General features: G+C 60.7%; 15 protein-coding genes. 9 read left to right on the top strand and 6 right to left on the bottom strand.

Annotation, left to right across the window (positions count from 1 at the left end; genetic code table 11):
• Positions 1 to 56: 56 nt before the first annotated feature.
• From ABM428_RS05390 to ABM428_RS05375, 4 genes are all read right to left on the bottom strand, one after another.
• Positions 57 to 1,727: a mechanosensitive ion channel domain-containing protein gene (locus ABM428_RS05390; RefSeq protein ID WP_340243049.1), complete on the bottom strand. Its 1,671-nt coding sequence runs from the start codon at positions 1,725 to 1,727 to the stop codon at positions 57 to 59.
• A gap of 128 nt (positions 1,728 to 1,855) precedes the next feature.
• On the bottom strand, positions 1,856 to 2,236 hold the full coding sequence (locus ABM428_RS05385) for a response regulator (protein ID WP_037954204.1): 381 nt from the start codon (positions 2,234 to 2,236) through the stop codon (positions 1,856 to 1,858).
• Positions 2,237 to 2,284: 48 nt separating this feature from the next.
• Positions 2,285 to 3,742 (bottom strand): sensor histidine kinase, encoded by a 1,458-nt coding sequence (locus ABM428_RS05380; protein WP_260005005.1) that lies wholly within the window; start codon positions 3,740 to 3,742, stop codon positions 2,285 to 2,287.
• 8 nt (positions 3,743 to 3,750) lie between these two features.
• On the bottom strand, positions 3,751 to 5,268 hold the full coding sequence (locus ABM428_RS05375) for an ATPase domain-containing protein (protein ID WP_132997009.1): 1,518 nt from the start codon (positions 5,266 to 5,268) through the stop codon (positions 3,751 to 3,753).
• Positions 5,269 to 5,547: 279 nt separating this feature from the next.
• Between ABM428_RS05375 and ABM428_RS05370 the strand changes: the two genes are divergently transcribed.
• Positions 5,548 to 5,988, top strand: coding sequence for a PACE efflux transporter (locus ABM428_RS05370; RefSeq protein WP_005852005.1), 441 nt, complete (start codon positions 5,548 to 5,550; stop codon positions 5,986 to 5,988).
• Positions 5,989 to 6,009: 21 nt separating this feature from the next.
• On the opposite strand, the gene ABM428_RS05365 is transcribed toward ABM428_RS05370, so the two are convergent.
• The gene (locus ABM428_RS05365; RefSeq protein ID WP_005852003.1) at positions 6,010 to 6,465 is read right to left on the bottom strand and encodes an Lrp/AsnC family transcriptional regulator; all 456 of its coding nucleotides are present in this window, start codon (positions 6,463 to 6,465) and stop codon (positions 6,010 to 6,012) included.
• Positions 6,466 to 6,583: 118 nt separating this feature from the next.
• Here ABM428_RS05365 and doeA point away from each other — a divergent pair, with 118 nt between their 5' ends.
• From doeA to ABM428_RS05345, 4 genes are all read left to right on the top strand, one after another.
• A complete protein-coding gene (doeA, locus tag ABM428_RS05360; protein WP_132997010.1) occupies positions 6,584 to 7,759 on the top strand; it encodes an ectoine hydrolase DoeA in 1,176 nt (391 codons plus the stop codon).
• 4 nt (positions 7,760 to 7,763) lie between these two features.
• Positions 7,764 to 8,756: a N(2)-acetyl-L-2,4-diaminobutanoate deacetylase DoeB gene (gene doeB, locus ABM428_RS05355; protein WP_132997011.1), complete on the top strand. Its 993-nt coding sequence runs from the start codon at positions 7,764 to 7,766 to the stop codon at positions 8,754 to 8,756.
• A gap of 27 nt (positions 8,757 to 8,783) precedes the next feature.
• Positions 8,784 to 10,157: an aspartate aminotransferase family protein gene (locus tag ABM428_RS05350; protein WP_132997012.1), complete on the top strand. Its 1,374-nt coding sequence runs from the start codon at positions 8,784 to 8,786 to the stop codon at positions 10,155 to 10,157.
• A 138-nt stretch (positions 10,158 to 10,295) separates the two neighbouring features.
• Positions 10,296 to 11,903: a class I adenylate-forming enzyme family protein gene (locus ABM428_RS05345; protein WP_353628243.1), complete on the top strand. Its 1,608-nt coding sequence runs from the start codon at positions 10,296 to 10,298 to the stop codon at positions 11,901 to 11,903.
• Positions 11,904 to 11,968: 65 nt separating this feature from the next.
• Here ABM428_RS05345 and nhaC read toward each other — a convergent pair whose 3' ends face one another.
• A complete protein-coding gene (nhaC, locus tag ABM428_RS05340) occupies positions 11,969 to 13,462 on the bottom strand; it encodes a Na+/H+ antiporter NhaC (RefSeq protein WP_037944945.1) in 1,494 nt (497 codons plus the stop codon).
• A gap of 361 nt (positions 13,463 to 13,823) precedes the next feature.
• Here nhaC and ABM428_RS05335 point away from each other — a divergent pair, with 361 nt between their 5' ends.
• From ABM428_RS05335 to ABM428_RS05320, 4 genes are read left to right on the top strand one after another with little or no spacing between them, the layout of a single operon-like run.
• The gene (locus tag ABM428_RS05335; RefSeq protein WP_235183811.1) at positions 13,824 to 15,386 is read left to right on the top strand and encodes a glucan biosynthesis protein; all 1,563 of its coding nucleotides are present in this window, start codon (positions 13,824 to 13,826) and stop codon (positions 15,384 to 15,386) included.
• Positions 15,383 to 15,547: a hypothetical protein gene (locus tag ABM428_RS05330; protein WP_348001896.1), complete on the top strand. Its 165-nt coding sequence runs from the start codon at positions 15,383 to 15,385 to the stop codon at positions 15,545 to 15,547. The genes ABM428_RS05335 and ABM428_RS05330 overlap by 4 nt, the downstream gene beginning before the upstream one ends.
• A complete protein-coding gene (gene mdoH, locus ABM428_RS05325; protein WP_373276850.1) occupies positions 15,540 to 17,318 on the top strand; it encodes a glucans biosynthesis glucosyltransferase MdoH in 1,779 nt (592 codons plus the stop codon). The genes ABM428_RS05330 and mdoH overlap by 8 nt, the downstream gene beginning before the upstream one ends.
• Complete coding sequence (locus ABM428_RS05320; protein WP_037943608.1) at positions 17,293 to 18,549, top strand: OpgC family protein; 1,257 nt, start codon at positions 17,293 to 17,295, stop codon at positions 18,547 to 18,549. Before mdoH ends, ABM428_RS05320 begins: the two co-directional genes overlap by 26 nt.
• Positions 18,550 to 18,708: the final 159 nt, after the last annotated feature.

Here is an 18,708-nt window from a genome sequence, read left to right as displayed (position 1 = left end):
CTGGATCAGCGGGGCTTTTCTCATGTCTGCGTACCTCGAAAAACCGTGCCGCGGCGTCAGCTCGCTTCTGCCGCGGTCGCTTGGGGGAAGTAATCGACCCCCTCTTTCTCGGCGAGCTTGTGGATCTCTGCCATGATGCCTTCACGCGCGTCGCAGGCGGCCTCCCACGAGGTGTTGGGATCGGCACAGGGCACGAGGAACCAGACGTCCTTGCCCAGTACGTCCTGCCCCGCGACCCGCACGCATACATCATCCCGATTGCCCACGTATTTCTCGTCCAGCTCGTCGATCACCTTGTCGAAAGCGTCGCGCAGCGCATCCACATCTGCGGTGTGAGACAGTTTGATCTTAACGATGCGCAACATTTCTGGCTCCTGCATGGTCCAGTTCTTGAACGGGGTAGAGACGAATTCGGTCACCGGCACGACCAGCCGCGTGCCATCCCAGTCGCGCAGCTGCACATAGGTGAAATGGATCCGCTCCACGTGGCATAGCGCGTCGTTGAACACGATACGGTCACCGATCTTGGCTGACCCGTTCAAGGCGATCTGCAAGGACGACATGATATTGCTTAAAATGCTGCGCGCGGCGAAGCCCAAGACAAGGGTGACCGCCCCAGCCGTCCCCAGCAATGTCAGCCCGAGGTTCTGAAACACATTGGTCTGCGACAGGAATATACCGCCGCCGACCAGCACGACAGCCACAACAAAAACCCGACGCGCCGCCGAGATGCGCGTTGCGGTGGTACGTTTGTGCACCTCTTCCTTGAGGGTCAGATCGGTTTCCTCGACCTGCGTCAGGTGATCCAGGATAACCTCGACGCAATTGACCACAAACCACAGCCCCGCCCCGATCAACCCCAGCCATGCGGTCGGGACCAGCACCGTCGTAAGCTCTGCCGAGAAAGAGAAAATCTTGGCCTCGACCACCATGACGAACAGGGTCGACACGCCCACGCAGGCGGGCCCGCGCACCGATCGGAATATCTGCCGCGCCAGCTGCGACGGCACACGCTCCGCGATCCACCCTGTCAGCAACCAGACCAGTCGCGCCACGTAAATCGCCAGCGCGATCAGCACCGGCAGGCCGATGAGTTCCCACAGCGCAAGGTCAACGACCGTGTTTTCTGTCAGCACATCGGGCAGCATGGTTTCAAGCCGACCGGGCCCGTAGCGGGTGTAGAGCCGCGGAATATTCTGCACCGTATGCCGCGAGAACACCCAGACAGGGTCGCCCCCTTCGGGCTTGATCCGGTTTAGGCGGATTGACGCGGGGTAGTCGTCCATATCAAGCGTCCAGAGCAACAGCGATTTGCGCGGCGTGCCCGCCATCGCCTTGTCAGAGGTGGATGCCGCATCCAGCGCGTCGGGCCGGTCCAGCAGGTTGTCCCAGTTGATCACAGTTTTCCGGCTGATCACGGTTTCAAGCTGTCGGATCAGCGATGTCCCCACGTCCTGCTGGCGATCCTGCTGGATATCGGACAGGTCAAGCAGATGCGCGGCACCGACCCAATCATCGCGGCGCACGGCCCGCACAAGGCTTTCCATCGTTGCACGGGGTGTTTCGCGGTCGATTTCCGGCGTGACCGCGGGCAGACCGCTGTTCAATGCCTCGACGCAATACCAGCGGGCGGTATCGCAGGCTTCCTCTTCCTCCTGCGCCCAAAGCGGTGCCGCAAAAATCAGAAGGGTGGCCATCAGACCCGCGAGGTATCGTAGTTTGCTCAAATCACTCTCCATTCCGCCGTCACGATATCACGTGACATGTCGGGGTTGTGACTGAGCTAGCGCAGCTGCCGCATTCTACCAGTTTTGATCTGGGCAATTCGTGCCGCCAGACGCACCTGACCGCGTGGTCAGGCCCCCACCTGCCCTGTGGCTTCGTGCAACATCTTGGTTACATGGTTCGTGGCATAGGGCTTGGGCACAAAGGCAGCCCCGCTTGGCACATCCGCTTCGTCAAGTTCGATCACGCCCGACGCGATCATGATCACCACCGGAGGCCAGGTTGTGCGCACATAGGCCGCCAGTTTGAGCCCGTTCATGGTGCCGGGCATATCAATATCGGTGAATAGTATGCCAATATCAGAATGCGTCTGCATCACTTCGATGGCTTCGTCGGCTGATCCGGCTTCATAGGTCTTAAAGCCGGCCTCTTCGATCATATCGACGGCCCCCATACGGATCAGCGGTTCATCTTCTACGATCAGCACGGCGGGTAGGTTCTGATAATCCACGTTTGGACAGCTTTCATTATTGATCAATGGGCTTGCAGAGCACCATTCTTAGATCGTCAAACCTGCCAGTGGAGCTTGTAGCATAAAGCTCAAACCCTCTGGCGCGTAATTTAGTTCCGCCGATCCGTTAAAATATCCGGCAAGCGCTTGTTCTATCATCCGGCTGCCAAAGCCTTTGCGGCTTGGCGGTGTCACCAATGGGCCGCCGCTTTCGGTCCAGCTAAGGTGAAACACCTCTGCGCCATCGCTTGCCCGAGCGACCTTCCACCGCACCGCAATCTTGCCGTCGTCCCCGTCACCGGACAAAGCGCCGTATTTCGTGGCGTTGGTCGACAGTTCGTGCAGCGCCATCGTCAAGGCCAACGCCTGTTTGGACCCGATCGGCACATCCGGCCCCTCTATCGCGAACCGTCCCTCACCCGTCCGATGAGGGGCCAACGCGGCCTCGATCACCTCGAGGATACGGGTCTGTGCCCATGCGGCCTTGATCAAACGGTCATGCGCCTGCGCCATCATGCCGATACGCGACTGGATAGCGACCTGTGCATCCTTCAGGTTTTCGGACTGACGCAGCGTCTGCGACACCATGACATTGACCATCGCAAGGGTATTTTTCACCCGATGGTTCATCTCGCCCAGCATCAACTGCCGCTGTTCTTCGGCGACCTTGATCTCGTGTATATCCGTGCAGGTGCCATACCAGCGCGTGATCCGTCCGGCCTCGTCGCGCACAGGCTGGGCACGTCCCAGCACCCACCGATACTGCCCCGTGCGGTGCCGCAGGCGATATTCGATTTCATAGTGCTCGCCCGTCTCAAGACTGTGACCCCAACGCGCCCAGGCTTTCTCCTGATCGTCGGGATGGAACATGCCGTTCCAGCCCTCGCCGTCGGTCGATCCTTCGGGCACACCGGTGAATTCATACCAGCGGTCGTTGTAATAATCGTGAAACCCGTCCGGCAAAGTGGACCAGATCATCTGATCGACCGAATTCGCAATCGCGTGGAACTTTGCCTCACTCTCGAACAGCTGGCGTTCCCGCAGTTCAAGTTGCTCCAGATGTTTGCGCGCCTCATGCTGCCGCCGCCGCGCCTTGAGCGCGGAGCGCACCGACCGTACCAGCTCCTCTGCGTGCAACGGGCGCGACAAGAGCACCGCGTTGCTCAGCTGGTCAATCCTTGCCGCTGCGTCGTTGCTGCGGCTGGAGGACGTGCCATTGGCCAGCACGATAAACGGGACATCCGACCAAGGGGGCTGCGCGGCCAACGCCTCTTGCAAGGTATCGACCCCGACGCCTGCCAGCGCCTCTTCGGTCACCAGAATCGCGCCGATTTGCCGCCCGACGAGGCCCGCAAGTTCCCCAAGGGAGGCGACGGATGTCGATGCAATATCATGCTGGTCGAGCAACTGCCCGGCGACAGCCGCATCCCGTCCGCGTGGCGCGAGAATACCGACAGAGACCAAAAGCGCATCATCCGGGGTCTCTGGTTCGGATGACGATGCCATTTGTGGTGTCACTTTGTACCGTCGCTGGTTTGAGGATCGAGCTGCAAAAGCGCGTCTGTGCGCTGCGTGAACACCGGCGTCCCCGACAACACGCCCGAGAAACTGCGGATAGGTTCGCCGATCACGATACCAGTCGCGTCGATCTTGAACTCACGGATGCTGCGTTCATGGTCAGACGTACGGGTCTTGATCACCGCGATGGATTTGCGCACTTCGCCTTCGGCCTCGAAAAACCGCAGCATCATGACGGTATCCGCAAGATAGCTGATATCGATGTCGGTCCGCAGTTCCCCTGTGACACCATGTTGCCCAAGGATCATCAGCGACACCACGCCCTGCTGCGCGAGATAGCTGAGCAGTTCATGCATCTGTAGCACAAGGAAATTGTCACTTGGCATGGCGTGCAAATAGGCGTTGAGGCTGTCGATCGCGACAACGCTTACCCCGTCCTTTTCGACCGTCGTGCGCACCGCGCTGGCGAATTCACCGGGCGACAGTTCCGCCGGATCGATCTGCCGGATTTCCAACTGCCCGTTGTCGATGAACGGCTGCACATCCATGCCAAGCGCCCGCGAGCGGGTAAGCAACGTCGACAGCCGCTCGTCGAACAGGAAATACGCGGCTTTCTCGCCTCGGTTCAGCGCGGCCAGCATGCAGCGCACCGCCGTCGTTGTCTTGCCCGCGCCAGCAGGACCGGCCAGCAGCGCGTTGGTGCCGGGCACAAGCCCCCCGCCCAGCAAAGCGTCGAGTTCGTCCAGCCCCGTTGTCACCGCATCAGCCGAAAAATCGCGCGCATGATCCGCCGCGATCAGGCGCGGGTAGACGCACAACCCACCCTTTTCGATGGTAAAATCGTGATAGCCGCCGTGATACTTCAGGCCGCGCATCTTGATCACACGCAACCGGCGCCGTTCCGACCCGAAATCATTGGCCAATTGTTCAAGCGAGACGACGCCATGCGCGATGGAGTGAAGCTGTAGATCCCCCGGTTCAGCCGTGCGGTCGTCCAGCATCAAGACCGTGCAATTACGCCGCGCAAAGAAATGCTTTAGCGCCAGAATTTGCCGACGGTAGCGTAGCGGGTTCTGCGCCAGCAAGCGCAGCTCTGACAGGCTGTCGAGAGCGACACGGGTCGGATTATTCTCTTCCACCAGATTGATGATACCACGCACGGTTTCCCCGAGTTCGACTTCGCTTGGGTGCAGCAAGGATTGCTCCCGATCAGAGCTGTACTCATCTTCCGCGACCAGCTCGTACAGATCAATATCGTCTAGCGTCCAGGAATGGGACTGTGCGACAGCCGTGAGCTCATCAACCGTTTCGGAAAGCGTGATATAAAGACCGCGTTCACCATTTTCGCGACCATTCATCAGGAACTTCAACGCAAGCGTTGTTTTGCCGGACCCCGGCGTCCCCTCGACAAGATACAGCCGATGCGGGGTCAACCCGCCACACAGCACATCATCCAAACCAGACGTCCCTGTCGACAGCCGCGTCTGCGCCGCCCCAGTGGTACGATCGCCCATTACTTGCACCCCACTCGTATCATACTCTTACGGTGCCCTTACTCCAGCAGTGGGCCCATGTATCCGCCGTATTTTACTCAATGATGAATATTCAAGCAAATCGATTTGTATCGATAGAACGCCAGAGTGCCGGATAACCCGCGGGACTGTTCGGTAAAGGGGCGGCGGCCCGATTGCTCTTGAAAAACGCGCGCGGTTTTGCCACCTATGGCAGTGTGAGGACGACCTCCCCTGAATGGAAAACTGTCGGGACGACCCGGCCCTTCAATGAGGTATAACATGCGCTCTGCATTTGACCGTCTTCGCCACGCCATCAGTTTTGAAGTTATCGCGCTGATCCTTGTGATCCCCGCAGGCGCGATCCTGTTTAACGTGCCCCTACATGACTTTGGTGTCGTGGGCATTGTCAGCGCCACGCTCGCGACGCTTTGGAACCTTGGCTATAACGTACTTTTTGACTTGGCCTTGCAACGGCTGACTGGAACCACCCTGAAATCGCGCATCGTCCGGGTGCTGCACGCGCTGGCGTTCGAAGCGGGGCTGCTGATGGTTCTGCTGCCCTTCATCGCGTGGTATCTGGGGATCAGCCTGTGGGATGCCTTCGTGCTGGATATCGCACTGGCGGCATTCTACCTCGTTTATTCCTACGTGTTTAACCTGATCTACGACACGCTTTTTCCGCTACCCGAATGGTCGCAAAAGCAGGCGGAAAGCGCCTAGCTCATCAACCCATTGTGGTGATCAGACCGGCAAGGTGAATGACGCCTTGATCCGGTCCATCACCACGGTGGTTTTGAACCCTTTGATATCGGGGTTGTTGTAGAAAAAATCGCGGGTGAACGCCTCGTAATCCTGCATGTCCTTGGCGCTGACGATCAGCATAAAGTCGGTCTCTCCGGTCACGTAGTAGGCGCTCATCACTTCTGCCCGCTCCCGCACCGCCCGCTTGAAACGGTCGATGATATCGGACCGTTCCCGCGCCAATTCCACCGCGATCAGCATGGTAAGCGGACGGCCCACGGCCTCGGGCGAGACGACGGCGATATCGGCCTCGATCGCCTTGGTCGCACGCAACCGCGCAAGGCGCCGCTGGACCGAGGTTTGCGACAGCCCGACCAGTTCGGAAAGGCGCGCGCTGGTGAGCAGATTGTCGCGCTGCACGTGATGCAGGATTTTCCGGTCTATCGCGTCAATCATCCTAAATTCCCCATATCTTACAAAAGTTTGCAGCTTTTACCCGCGTAGCCGCATTATTCGCATAAATGCACAGCGCGAAAAAGCTAAACTCGCACAATACCCTGGCAGGAATCCCCACATGATCGACCATTCTTTTACACAGCACGAATATGCAGCACGTCTGGCGAAAACACGCGCCGAAATGGCCAACCGCGGGCTGGACGCGCTGTTTGTCACCGATCCGTCCAATATGGCGTGGTTGGCGGGCTATGACGGGTGGTCGTTTTACGTGCATCAAGGCGTGCTGTTGACCCACGAAGGCCAGCCCGTCTGGTGGGGCCGCGCCATGGACAGCGCCGGTGCCCAGCGCACCACCTATCTGGATGATGACAATATCGTCGGCTACGATGACACCTACGTCCAGAACCCCGACAAACACCCGATGGAGGATCTCGCCCGTCTCATCGCGGACCGCGGGCTAGAGAATGCGCGCATCGGGTTCGAGCTGGACAACTATTACTTTACCGCTTCGGCATTCCTGACGCTGCAAACGCGGCTACCGGCCGTCAATATCCAGAACGCCACGGCGCTGGTGAACTGGCAGCGTGCGGTGAAATCCCCGACAGAGCTTGAATATATGCGCCGCGCCGCGCGGATCGTGGAACGGATGCACGAGGTGATCCGCGAAAAGGCCCAGGTCGGGATGCGCAAGAACGATCTGATCGCGGATATCTATCACGCCTCCGTCAGCGGAGCCGAAGGGCATTGGGGCGACTACCCCGCCTGCGTGCCCATGACGCCCTCGGGTCTGGATGCCACCGCGCCGCATATCACATGGGACGATGCCCCCCTGCGCAACAACGAAGGCACGTTCTTTGAAATCGCGGGCGCGCACCGACGCTATCAATGTCCGCAGTCGCGCACTTTGTTCTTGGGCAAGCCTCCGCAGAAGTATCTGCATGCAGAAAATGCCGTGCTCGAAGCGATTGATGCCGGGCTGGAGCAGGCCAAACCCGGCAACCGCTGCGAAGACATCGCCCGCGCCTTCAACACCACCCTGCGCAACCGCGGGTTCGAGAAAGACAGCCGCTGCGGCTATGCGATCGGCCTGTCCTACCCTCCGGACTGGGGCGAACGCACCATGTCGTTCCGCGCAGGAGATACCACCGTGCTCGAACCCGGAATGACCTTCCACTTCATGCCCGCCCTTTGGCTTGACGACGGCGGGATCGAGATCACAGAGCCGATTGTCATCACGCAAACCGGTGTCGAATGCCTGTGCACCACCCCGCGTGCGCTTGTGATCAAGGAATAGCGCCATGCGGGACAATCCTATCTCGGCCACCATCGATTTTGAGTGCGACGGCGTGCAGCATGGCTATCTGCGCCTGCCCTATAGCCGCGATGACAGCGCTTGGGGGGCGATCCAGATTCCGGTGACCCAAGTGAAAAACGGCGACGGCCCCTCTGCCTTGCTGACCGGCGGCAACCACGGCGACGAATACGAAGGGCCGCTGGCCTTGGTCGAGCTTGCCCAGACCTTGCAGGCCAAGGATGTCACGGGGCGCGTGATCATCCTCCCCTTCATGAACCACCCCGCCTTTATGGCGGGGACGCGGGTGTCTCCGCTGGACGGGGTGAACATGAACCGTAGCTTCCCCGGCCGCCCCGATGGCACCCCCACCCAGAAGATCGCGGACTACTTTCAACGGGTGCTGCTGCCGCTGGCGGATGTCGTGCTTGATTTCCATTCGGGTGGCAAGACGCTGGATTTTCTGCCCTTCGCCGCCTGTCACACGCTGGACGACCCTGACCAACAGGCCCGCTGCCGCGCCGCGCGCGATGCGTTCAACGCGCCTTTCAGTGTAGAGATGCGCGAGATCGACGCGCTTGGCATGTATGACGACGCGGCAGAGACGATGGGCAAGACATTCGTTACCACCGAATTGGGCGGCGGCGGCACTGCCACGCCTGAAACCGCGCAGATCGCCCGCAAAGGCGTGCGCAATCTGCTGATCCACGCCGGTATCCTGCAAGGCCAGCCCGTCACCGCGCCTTCGCGCATGCTGTCGCAAGACGACGACAGTTGTTTTCACGTCACCAACCACGGTGGGCTGGTCGATTTCAACGTCACCCTTGGCGACACAGTGGCCGAAGGCGACCTGATCGCGCGTCTATGGGACAGCCAGCATACGGGCCTGCCCCCCCGTGAAATCCGCGCCCAGATGGGGGGCATCGTGATCGCCCGCCACCACCCCGGACTGGCACAGCCGGGCGATTGCCTTGCTGTGCTGGCCACCGAACTCACCTGAAACTCTCCTAAACAGAAAGCCTGACCTATGCTTCGCAATGATGATCAACTCGCCACATGGGACCGCGAAAACTTTTTCCATCCCTCTACGCATTTATCACAGCATGCGCGGGGTGAATCCGCGACGCGGGTGATCACAGGGGCGTCGGGCGTCCATATCGAGGACCGCGATGGCAACCGGATGCTGGACGCCTTTGCCGGGCTCTATTGCGTGAACGCAGGCTATGGCCGGACCGAAGTCGCTGACGCCATCGCCGAACAGGCGCATCAGCTGGCCTATTACCATTCCTATGTGGGCCACGGCACCGAGACGTCTATCACGCTGGCCAAGATGATCATGGACCGCGCACCGGCGCATATGTCCAAGGTCTATTTCGGTCTGTCCGGCTCGGACGCGAACGAGACGAACATCAAGCTCGTCTGGTACTACAACAACATCCTTGGTCGCCCGCAGAAAAAGAAAATCATCTCGCGCTGGCGCGGCTACCACGGGTCGGGGCTGATGACCGGATCGCTGACCGGTCTGTCGCTGTTCCACGATAAATTCGACCTGCCGATGAACCCCGTGATCCACACGGACGCGCCCTATTACTACCGCCGCAAGGACCGCACCCAGTCCGAAGCCGAATTCACCGCGCAATGCGCCAACGCGCTTGAGGCGCTGATCCAAGCCGAAGGGCCGGACACCATCGCGGCCTTTATCGGGGAACCCGTATTGGGGACCGGCGGCATCGTGCCCCCCCCCGCCGGATATTGGGACGCGATCCAAGAGGTGTTGAACCGCCACGACATCCTGCTGATCGCGGATGAGGTCGTGACCGGCTTTGGCCGTCTGGGGACGATGTTCGGGTCGGATCACTATGGGCTGAAACCCGATCTGATCACCATCGCCAAGGGTCTGACCTCGGCCTATGCGCCGCTGTCGGGGTCGATCGTATCGGACCGGATGTGGAAAGTGCTGGAACAGGGCACGGACGAGAACGGCCCCATCGGTCACGGCTGGACCTATTCGGCGCATCCGATCTGTGCCGCGGCGGGTGTCGCGAACCTCAAGCTCATCGACGACCTGAACCTTGTCAGCAACGCGGCCGAGGTGGGCGGATATCTGAACGCCTCGATGAAAGAGGCGCTTGGCGATCATCCGAATGTGGGGGACATCCGTGGCGAAGGGCTGCTTTGCGCGGTGGAATATGTGGCCGACAAGGCAGACGCCACCCCGCTTGATCCTGCTGCCAAGGTGGGGGCTGCGATCTCTGCCGCGATGCTGGAACGCGGCGTGATCGCCCGTGCCATGCCCCAAGGCGACATCACCGGCTTTGCCCCGCCCTTCTGCATCACCCGCGCAGAGGTCGAGACCGTCGTCGCCGCGACCGCGGATGCGGTAAAAACCGTGCTGGGATAAACGCCCCGGTTCGCCTTGTTTCGCAGGGCGAACCGGCCCCCACAGGTGGGGCATAATGCGGGCGCTAACACGGCGCTTGGCCGTTGCAGCCCCTGATTGTTTGCGCAATGACTACCCCAAGCTACGGGAGGAGCGCAGATGCCACATTGGTCACAGGCGATCACGGATCGCATACAAACAGAAACCCATTTTGACGGTCGCGAGATCAAATGCTTCAAGGATCGCCCCGCCGACCTGAACGCCATGCTCGCCGCGGCCCTTGCCCGCGCCCCCGATCAAGAGGCCGTGGTCAGCGGCGAGACCAGACTGACCTATACCGAGCTTGACCTGCACGTGGGCCGCATCGCCGCAGGGCTGCGCGCCCGTGGGGTCGAAAGGGGCGACCGCGTTGCGCTGCTGCTGTCGAACCGCTGGGAATTCATCGCGACCATGATGGGCTGTCTGCGGCTTGGCGCGATTGCCGTGCCGATCAACATCCGCGAAGGCACGCCAGAGCTGGCGTATATCCTGCGTCAATGCGGGGCCAAGATCGCCGTGCATGGCATGGATGTCGCCGACCGCCTGCCCGCACCGGCCGATCTGCCCGGGCTGACCTACCGCTTTTGCGTTGGCGGCACAGTGGCGGGGTCCGACGCGTTTGATACGCTGCCCGCGCAGACCCCGCTGACCGACGCCGTGCCGCTGCACGAGGATGACATCGCGGTGATCCTCTATACCTCGGGCACCACAGGCCAGCCCAAAGGGGCGACGCTGACCCACCTGAACATCGTCCATTCCGCGATGCATTTCGAGCTTTGCATGGAGCTGGGGGCCGGTGAACGGTCGCTGCTGTGCGTGCCCGCAAGCCATGTGACCGGGCTGGTCGCCACCGTCTTTACTATGCTGCAAACCGCAGGCTGCACCGTGATGATGGAGGTCTTCGGTGCCCATGAATTCCTGTCGCTGACCGCCGACGAGAAAGTCACACAGACGCTGATGGTGCCAGCGATGTACAACCTGTTCCTGCTGCGCTGCAACGTCGATGACTACGACCTGCAACACTGGCGGATCGGGGGCTACGGCGGCGCGCCGATGCCGCAATCCACCATCAGCGAACTGTCGGAAAAGCTGCCGAACCTCTGCCTGATGAACGCCTATGGCGCGACGGAGCTTACCTCTGCCGTGACGATCCTGCCGATGGGGTTCGGAACCAAACGCGCGGATAGCATCGGCATCGCCGTGCCCTGCGCCCACATCCGCATTGTCGATCCTCAGGGCAACGACGTGCCCGACGGCACCCATGGGGAGCTTTGGATCAAGGGCGCGATGACCGTGCCCGGCTATTGGGACAACCCCGACCGCACCGCCTCCGAGTTTCACGACGGCTACTGGAAAAGCGGCGATATGGGGTCACGCGATGCCGAAGGGTTCATCTGTCTGCACGACCGCCGCAAGGATATGATCATTCGCGGCGGCTATAACATCTACAGCGCCGAGGTCGAAAACGCCCTGACCGCCCACCCCTCCGTTATCGAATGTGCCGCCATCGGCTGCCCTGATCCGGTGCTGGGGGAGAAGATGCATGTTTTCATCCACACCACGGATACCGCGCTGGATCTTGATGCGATCAAGGCTTTCGCACGGACAAAGATGGCGGACTACAAAGCCCCCGATTTCGCGACGTTCGAACCCGACCCCTTGCCGCGCAACGCCAATGGGAAGATCGTCAAGAACACGCTTCGCGACAGGCTGAAGGCGCAGGCCTGAGGGCATGAAAAAAGCCGCAGCGCTCATAGGCGCTGCGGCTTTCATCTGTGTCGGTGCAGGCGCGATCAGGTCGCGGCCGGTTGCTCGTAGGCGAGCTCATGGTCGCCAAGGTCCATGATGTCTTCGCCGGATTTGTCCCATTCGGCCCGATCTTCGTCCGTCGCTTTGGGAGAGAACAGACCGGTCACCGCATAGAATACACCGATCAGCGGTGCGGTCCAGCAGGCAAAGGCCAGCGGGATGTACAACAGGTTGGTCAGGTTACCGTCCATGACCCCCAGCCCCAGCGCCGAGATCACAAAGGCACCACCGGCGTTCCACGGGATCAGCGGGCTCATCAGCGTGCCGCCCTCTTCCACCGCGCGGCTGAGGTTCAGGGTCGAATAGCCCATCCCACGGTACAAGGGCGCGTACATACGCCCCGGCAGCGCGATAGAGATATAAGGATCACCCGCAACCATATTGGTCGCAAAGGCCGTCCCGATGGCCGAGCTTTGTACCGCCCCAAAGCTTTTCACGCGACTGACGATCGCCAGAATGATCGCTTCCAGACAGCCGGTGCGCTCTAGCGCGCCGCCAAAGCCCAAGGCAATCAACATCAGCGAAATGGTCCACATCATCGACTGGATGCCGCCCGCGTTCAGCAGGCTGTCGATGTCGGCGATGCCCGTGTCGATGGAATAGCCCGACTGCGCAAAGGCGAACACGTCATGCAGCCCCGCGCCCTGCCAGAAGATCGCCACCAGCCCACCGGCCAGAACACCGGCAAACAGCGACGGCAGCGGCGGCTTTTTCATCAGCGCCAGCACAATCACGATCAAGGCAGGCGTCAGCGGGATGATCCCGAGGCTAAAGCGTTCCTCCAGACCGGTTGTGATCTGATTGATGCTGCTGACGTCGCCTGCACCCTCTTCGATCAGCATAAAGCCGACGACCACATAGATCACCAGCGCGATGATCATCGCAGGGACGGTCGTGGGCAGCATGTTCTTGATGTGGTCGAAGACATTCGTGCCCGTAACCGCGGGCGCGAGGTTCGTGGTGTCCGACAGCGGCGATACTTTATCGCCAAAGAACGCGCCCGACACGACCGCACCGGCGGTCCAATAGGCCGGGATACCGAAACCCGCACCGATCCCCATCAGCGCCAGACCAATGGTGCCGACTGTGCCCCAGCTGGTCCCCAACGACAGGGAAACCACTGCACAGAGGATCATCGCGGCTGCCAGAAAAATTGACGGGGTCAGCAAGGTCAGCCCGTAATAGATCAGCGTAGGCACCGTGCCCGACGCGATCCAGACGCCGACGATCATGCCGACCACGATCAACACCGCCAGTGACGGCATCGACACGTGGATCACGTGGAATACGCCTTCGCGGATGTCCATCCACGTCTGACCGCGAAACACACCCAGCAGGGACGTGATGGCCAATCCGAGGATGAGGGGAATATGCGGCGTGAAGTCGCCATAGTAGAAAAGTTGCAGCGCCAGAAGGCCAAGCGTCAGAACGACGGGCAGCAGCGCCAGCGGGAGCGATGGAAGGTCTTTATTGTCCATTTTGTCCTCGTTTTTGTATTCTTGTTTACTGATACACACACAGATTCCCTTTAGGGTGGCATTGCGGGCCTGTGATGCCAACCAATCTTATTCTAGGGCGATTGAACGTAATTTCCGGCAATTTTCCGCTGTATTTCAAAGAGGCTAGACAAAACCTGCACTCAGGGGCGCTATGTCTTTGCAAATATTGCCGGATGATGCCGCGCTGATTTCGCGATTTTCGCGTAAACCCCGCAGTGTGCAGCAAAATTTTGCGCATCATGCTTCATGTTATTGAACTTCCCGCGTAATTATATGAATTCTGCAATGCAGCAACGAACAGGAATCATTTTTGATGCATCATTTGTCTCGCTCCCGCCCGATGTCTCGCCGGTCAGTATTGCGCGCAGGGGGGGCCGCTTTGGCTTTCGCCGCTGCAACCGGTTTGCAAGACACTGCTGCCTGGGCGCAGGCCAGTGATACGGCGGAGCCTTTTTCCTTTGATATTCTGATCGAACGGGCGCGCAGCCTTGCGGGTGAAGAGTACACCGCGCCGACGCAACTGGGCGAGCCTTTTACCACGCTGGACTATGACGATTACCGCAACATCCGCTTCCGCGAGGACAGCGCGATCTGGAAAGGCCCTGCGGCGCAGGCGGTGGTACATGCCTATCACCCCGGCTGGCTGTTTGACGGCACCGTGTCGCTTTACGAGATCGTCAATGACAAGGCACAGCCGCTTGGCTTTACCTCGGATGATTTCATCTACCAGTCCAAAGCGCTTGAAAAGATCCCGACCGGTACCGAACTGCCCGGCGTCGCGGGCTTCCGCATGAATGCGCCGCTGAACGATCCGCAGCAGTTCGACGAGATCGTGTCTTTCCTCGGGGCGAGCTACTTCCGTGCCTTGGGGGCGGGCAACCGCTATGGCCTGAGCGCGCGCGGGCTTGCGGTGAACACTGCCACCTCCGAACCCGAGGAATTCCCCCGCTTTAGCGCCTTCTGGCTGCAGCGTCCCGCACCCGGCGAGACGAAGATGACCTTTTACGCCCTGCTGGAAAGCCAGTCGGTCGTGGGGGCCTACAAGTTCACTGTGACCCCCGGTGCCACCACCACGATGGATGTGACCACCGAACTGTTCTTCCGCCAGGACGTGCAGCAACTGGGCGTCGCGCCGCTAACATCGATGTATCTGTTCGGCCTGAACGATCAGGGTGGCTTTGACGATTACCGTGCCCGCGTCCACGACAGCGAGGCGCTGGTGGTCAACACCGGCCAAGACACGCTGTTCCGCGTGCTGAACAACCCGCCCAAGCTCGCCAATTCATACTTTGGGGCGCAATCGCCGAAATCCTTTGGCCTTGTGCAGCGCCACCGTGCCTTTGACGACTATCTGGACGCCGAAGCCCACTACGAGCTGCGCCCGACGCTGATGGTCGAACCAAAAGGGGACTGGGGCGAAGGCATGGTCCGCTTGATCGAGATCCCGTCGGATCTGGAGGGGAACGACAATATCGTCGCCTTCTGGACCTACAAGAACGGGTTCGCGGCGGGGGATAGCAAAAGCATTTCCTACCGTCTGAACTGGGGGATGAACCCGCCCGGCGCGTCTTCGACACTTGCCCAAGTATCGCGCACTCTTGCCGGAAATGGGGGCATCGCGGGCGTAAAACCGCGCAATGATCGCCGAAAGTTTGTCATCGACTTCGAAGGTGCAACTTTAGGGGAACCAAACGCCGAGAACGTTGTTGAAGCCAATGTAAACATCGCCGGCGGCACAGTTGCAGGACAAGTACTGCAGCAGATCGACGGCCACGATCACATGTGGCGACTGGTTCTAGAGGTCGTCGCCGAAACTGATGCAACGGTTGAACTGCGCGCCAATCTGGTCGCGGGCGACCGTAGCTTGACCGAGACTTGGGTATACCAATGGCTGAAAGAATGAATACGTCTGTGACATCACCTGCGACCACCGAACAAATGACCGACTTTGACCGTTATGCGCCTCGCCCTGCCCCGCTGGATATGCCGCGGCAGGTGGTAGAGCATGATGCCCGCCCCTCCCTGTTCGAGGTGGTGAGCCGCATCTTCATGCGTAATGCCTGACATGCCCTCTTATTTACGCGATGGTGCCACGCGGGTCAGCCGCGTTGGTGCCATTTGCTTTGCCCTGCTCTGCGCAACCGCGGCAGCCGCGACACTGGCGCAAGCGGGGCTTAATACCGGATTTGATATCTGGGACGGCTTTGCCGTGGCGCTTATCGCGCTTACGACGGCTTGGTTGGCCTGGGGGGCGGGGCAGGCGTTTTTGGGCGTGCCTTCTTTCGATCCCCTCCCTGATTTGGACCTGAGCAACGCGGATTTTCCCCCGACGGCGATCCTTGTGCCGATCTGCAACGAAAACCCGACCGAGGTTTGCGCGCGCATTATGGCGATGCGCCAATCCATGCAGGCCGCGAACGTACCCGTCGATTTCGCCATTCTGTCCGACACCTTTGACCCCGACGCCCTGATCGCAGAGCGCGCGGCGCTGGCCCCGCTGTTGGGCGATGAGGGCGCTGCGAACCCGGTCTATTACCGCAACCGTACCGACCGATATGGCCGCAAGGCGGGCAACGTCGAGGATTTCATCCGCAAATCCGGCGGGGCCTATGAATACGTCGTGATCCTTGACGCCGACAGCCTGATGGAGGGCGACACGATCCGCCATCTTGTCGCACGGATGGAGGCAGACCCGAGCCTTGGCCTGCTGCAAACCCTGCCCAAGATCTTTGGCGCGGGGTCGCTGTTTGGCCGTGCGATGCAATTCTCTGCCAGCTTTCACTCGCCGGTTTTTGCACGCGGTCTGGCCCGTATGCAGGGGCGCGCGGGCCCCTTCTGGGGGCATAATGCCATCGCCCGTGTGCGCGCCCTGTCGCAATGCTGCGGCCTGCCAGAACTCAGCGGCCCTGCACCTTTCGGCGGCACCATCCTAAGCCATGATTATGTCGAAGCTGCCCTTCTGGTACGCGGCGGCTGGCGCGTCGAGATGGACCCCCGCATCGCCGGTTCCTTCGAGGAAGGCCCCGACAATCTGCTCGCCTTTGCGCGCCGTGATCGCCGCTGGTGTCAGGGCAACCTGCAACACATGCGTCTGGTCGGTGCCCCCGGGCTGCACGGGTGGAGCCGGTTCGTCTTTGTCCAGGGGATCATGGCCTATCTGGTATCGGTCGCTTGGGGGGCCTTCCTGATCGTGTCTCTGCTGGCCGCTGCGACCAATGCCAGCCCTGATTATTTCCCCAACGCCTATCAGCTTTTCCCCGTCTTCCCCGACGACAAGACCTTCCAGATCGTGGCGCTTGCCTTTGGGATCGGTGGGCTGTTGTTGCTGCCCAAGCTCGCGATCTTTGGCGAAGCGGCTGCAACAGGCCGCGCCAAGGGGTTTGGCGGGGCGCTGCGCGCGCTTGGCTCTGTCCTGTCTGAAATCCTGCTGACCGCGCTGATTGCGCCCGTGATGCTGATGTATCAAAGCCGCGCCGTCGCCGAGGTCTTTGCGGGCAAGGATGGCGGCTGGCCTGCAACTGCACGCGGCGAAGGACGGCTTACCCTTGCCGAAAGCTGGCGTGCCAGCCGTTGGGTGTCGCTGTTCGGGATCGCGGTCACTGTTGCCGTCTATCTTTGGGTGCCGAACCTGATCTTCTGGCTCTTGCCGGTGACGCTGCCCATGTCCATCGCGCCGCTGTTGATCGCCGTGACCTCGCACGAGAGCACCGGCCAAGTCTTTACCACGCCGCAAGAACGGGCCATGCCCGCCGTCATTGCAGCATATCGCGACAACCTGAGATCGGGTGCCGCCCCAGAAGGATCGTCGCATGACACAATCGTCCAACCGGCCTGACGCCCAGCTTATTCCCATCCGGCGCGGGGTCGACCTGCCGCGCCGCGCGCGCGATCCCCGCATCGATGCGTTCCGCGGGCTGGCGCTGATCATGATCATTATCGACCACATGCCCGGCAACCCGTGGGAGCATCTGACCATCCGCAACATCGGGTTCTCCGACGCGGCAGAGGCGTTCTTTATCATGTCGGGCATCGCGGCGGGCATCGCCTATTCCCCTGCCATTGGCCGCTGGATGTCGGGCGAGCTGCGTCTTTGGGATGCGATGGCCCCGCTGTGGCGGCGGGCGTGGCAGCTTTATATCGTGCATATCGTGCTGACGGTCGCGGCCATCGGTCTTTATGCCTGGGCGGCAGATACGTTTGTGCGCTCGGAGTTTCGTGTGATGCACAACCTTGCCCTCTTGTATGACCAGACCGGTGCCGCGATGGCGGGGCTGGTCACGCTGGGATACCAGATCGGCTATGTGAATATTCTGCCGTCCTATACCGTCTTGCTGCTGGCAGGCCCTGCGCTGATCGCCGCTGTGCTGTACGCCCCGCGCACGACTTTGGCCGTTGCGGGGGCGTTCTGGCTTTATGCAGGAGCCACCCGACTGACCATCCCGAACCACCCCGGTGGCGGCGGCTGGTTCTTCAACCCGCTCACCTGGCAGTTCATCTTTGTCATCGGCCTTGCCATTGGCGTGCGTCATCGCAAGGACGAACGGTTGGTCCGCACCTCTCCGATCCTGTTCAAACTGGCGCTCGGTCTGCTGCTGTTCATCTTTGCCTGGCGCTACGTGCCCGGTCTGGGATCGTTCATGAATCACAAGATGGCGCAGCTTGGCGGGCTTGGCCTGCCCAGCAACATCACGACGCACAACAAGTCGATGCTCGCGCTGCCGCGCTTGGTGCATATCCTCGCGCTGGTCTATGTGCTTTCGTGCCTCCCCGTAGTGACCCGCATCTGCGCGCACCGCTATGCGGCCCCATTGCGTCTGATGGGCAGCCACGGCCTGCTGGTCTTTGGGCTAGGGACGATCCTTGCACTGGCCGGACAGATCATGATGGATGTCGAACCTACGGTCACCGCCCTGCCGTGGACCCTGCCGCTGGCCGCCATCGCTGTGTGCTATGCCGCCGCCCTACTGGCCGAAGCCGCCCGCAAACAGCCGCAGCCAAAGCAGCCCGCCCCGACCAAAGCCGAGGCCCCGCGCGCCGAGGTGATCACCGGCAGTTCCACAGCGTAAACAAGCCCGTTCTCGCCATGACCGAAAGACCGCCCGATGCGCAGACTTGCCCTGCCATCGGGTTTTCTTTACGTCCAAGACCGCCCATAAGCGAAAAACAGTGGAAATAGGGAATGTTCCCCTATCTCGTAGTGTAATTTAGTGTGTTGAAAGAGGCCC

The organism is Sulfitobacter sp. TCYB15, from assembly GCF_040435955.1.
Classification (GTDB): Bacteria; Pseudomonadota; Alphaproteobacteria; order Rhodobacterales; family Rhodobacteraceae; genus Sulfitobacter; species Sulfitobacter pontiacus.
Note: the sequence above shows the minus strand (reverse complement) of the source record. Positions and strands in the feature narration are given on the sequence as shown.

Bases quoted from the DNA above. Each gene is read 5' to 3' on its own strand.
- ABM428_RS05375 (WP_132997009.1), bottom strand. From the start codon at position 5,268: ATGGGCGATCGTACCACTGGGGCGGCGCAGACGCGGCTGTCGACAGGG.
- ABM428_RS05345 (WP_353628243.1), top strand. From the start codon at position 10,296: ATGCCACATTGGTCACAGGCGATCACGGATCGCATACAAACAGAAACC.
- ABM428_RS05370 (WP_005852005.1), top strand. From the start codon at position 5,548: ATGCGCTCTGCATTTGACCGTCTTCGCCACGCCATCAGTTTTGAAGTT.
- ABM428_RS05365 (WP_005852003.1), bottom strand. From the start codon at position 6,465: ATGATTGACGCGATAGACCGGAAAATCCTGCATCACGTGCAGCGCGAC.
- doeA (WP_132997010.1), top strand. From the start codon at position 6,584: ATGATCGACCATTCTTTTACACAGCACGAATATGCAGCACGTCTGGCG.
- ABM428_RS05335 (WP_235183811.1), top strand. From the start codon at position 13,824: ATGTCTCGCCGGTCAGTATTGCGCGCAGGGGGGGCCGCTTTGGCTTTC.
- ABM428_RS05350 (WP_132997012.1), top strand. From the start codon at position 8,784: ATGCTTCGCAATGATGATCAACTCGCCACATGGGACCGCGAAAACTTT.
- ABM428_RS05330 (WP_348001896.1), top strand. From the start codon at position 15,383: ATGAATACGTCTGTGACATCACCTGCGACCACCGAACAAATGACCGAC.
- nhaC (WP_037944945.1), bottom strand. From the start codon at position 13,462: ATGGACAATAAAGACCTTCCATCGCTCCCGCTGGCGCTGCTGCCCGTC.
- doeB (WP_132997011.1), top strand. From the start codon at position 7,764: ATGCGGGACAATCCTATCTCGGCCACCATCGATTTTGAGTGCGACGGC.
- ABM428_RS05380 (WP_260005005.1), bottom strand. From the start codon at position 3,742: ATGGCATCGTCATCCGAACCAGAGACCCCGGATGATGCGCTTTTGGTC.
- ABM428_RS05320 (WP_037943608.1), top strand. From the start codon at position 17,293: ATGACACAATCGTCCAACCGGCCTGACGCCCAGCTTATTCCCATCCGG.
- mdoH (WP_373276850.1), top strand. From the start codon at position 15,540: ATGCCTGACATGCCCTCTTATTTACGCGATGGTGCCACGCGGGTCAGC.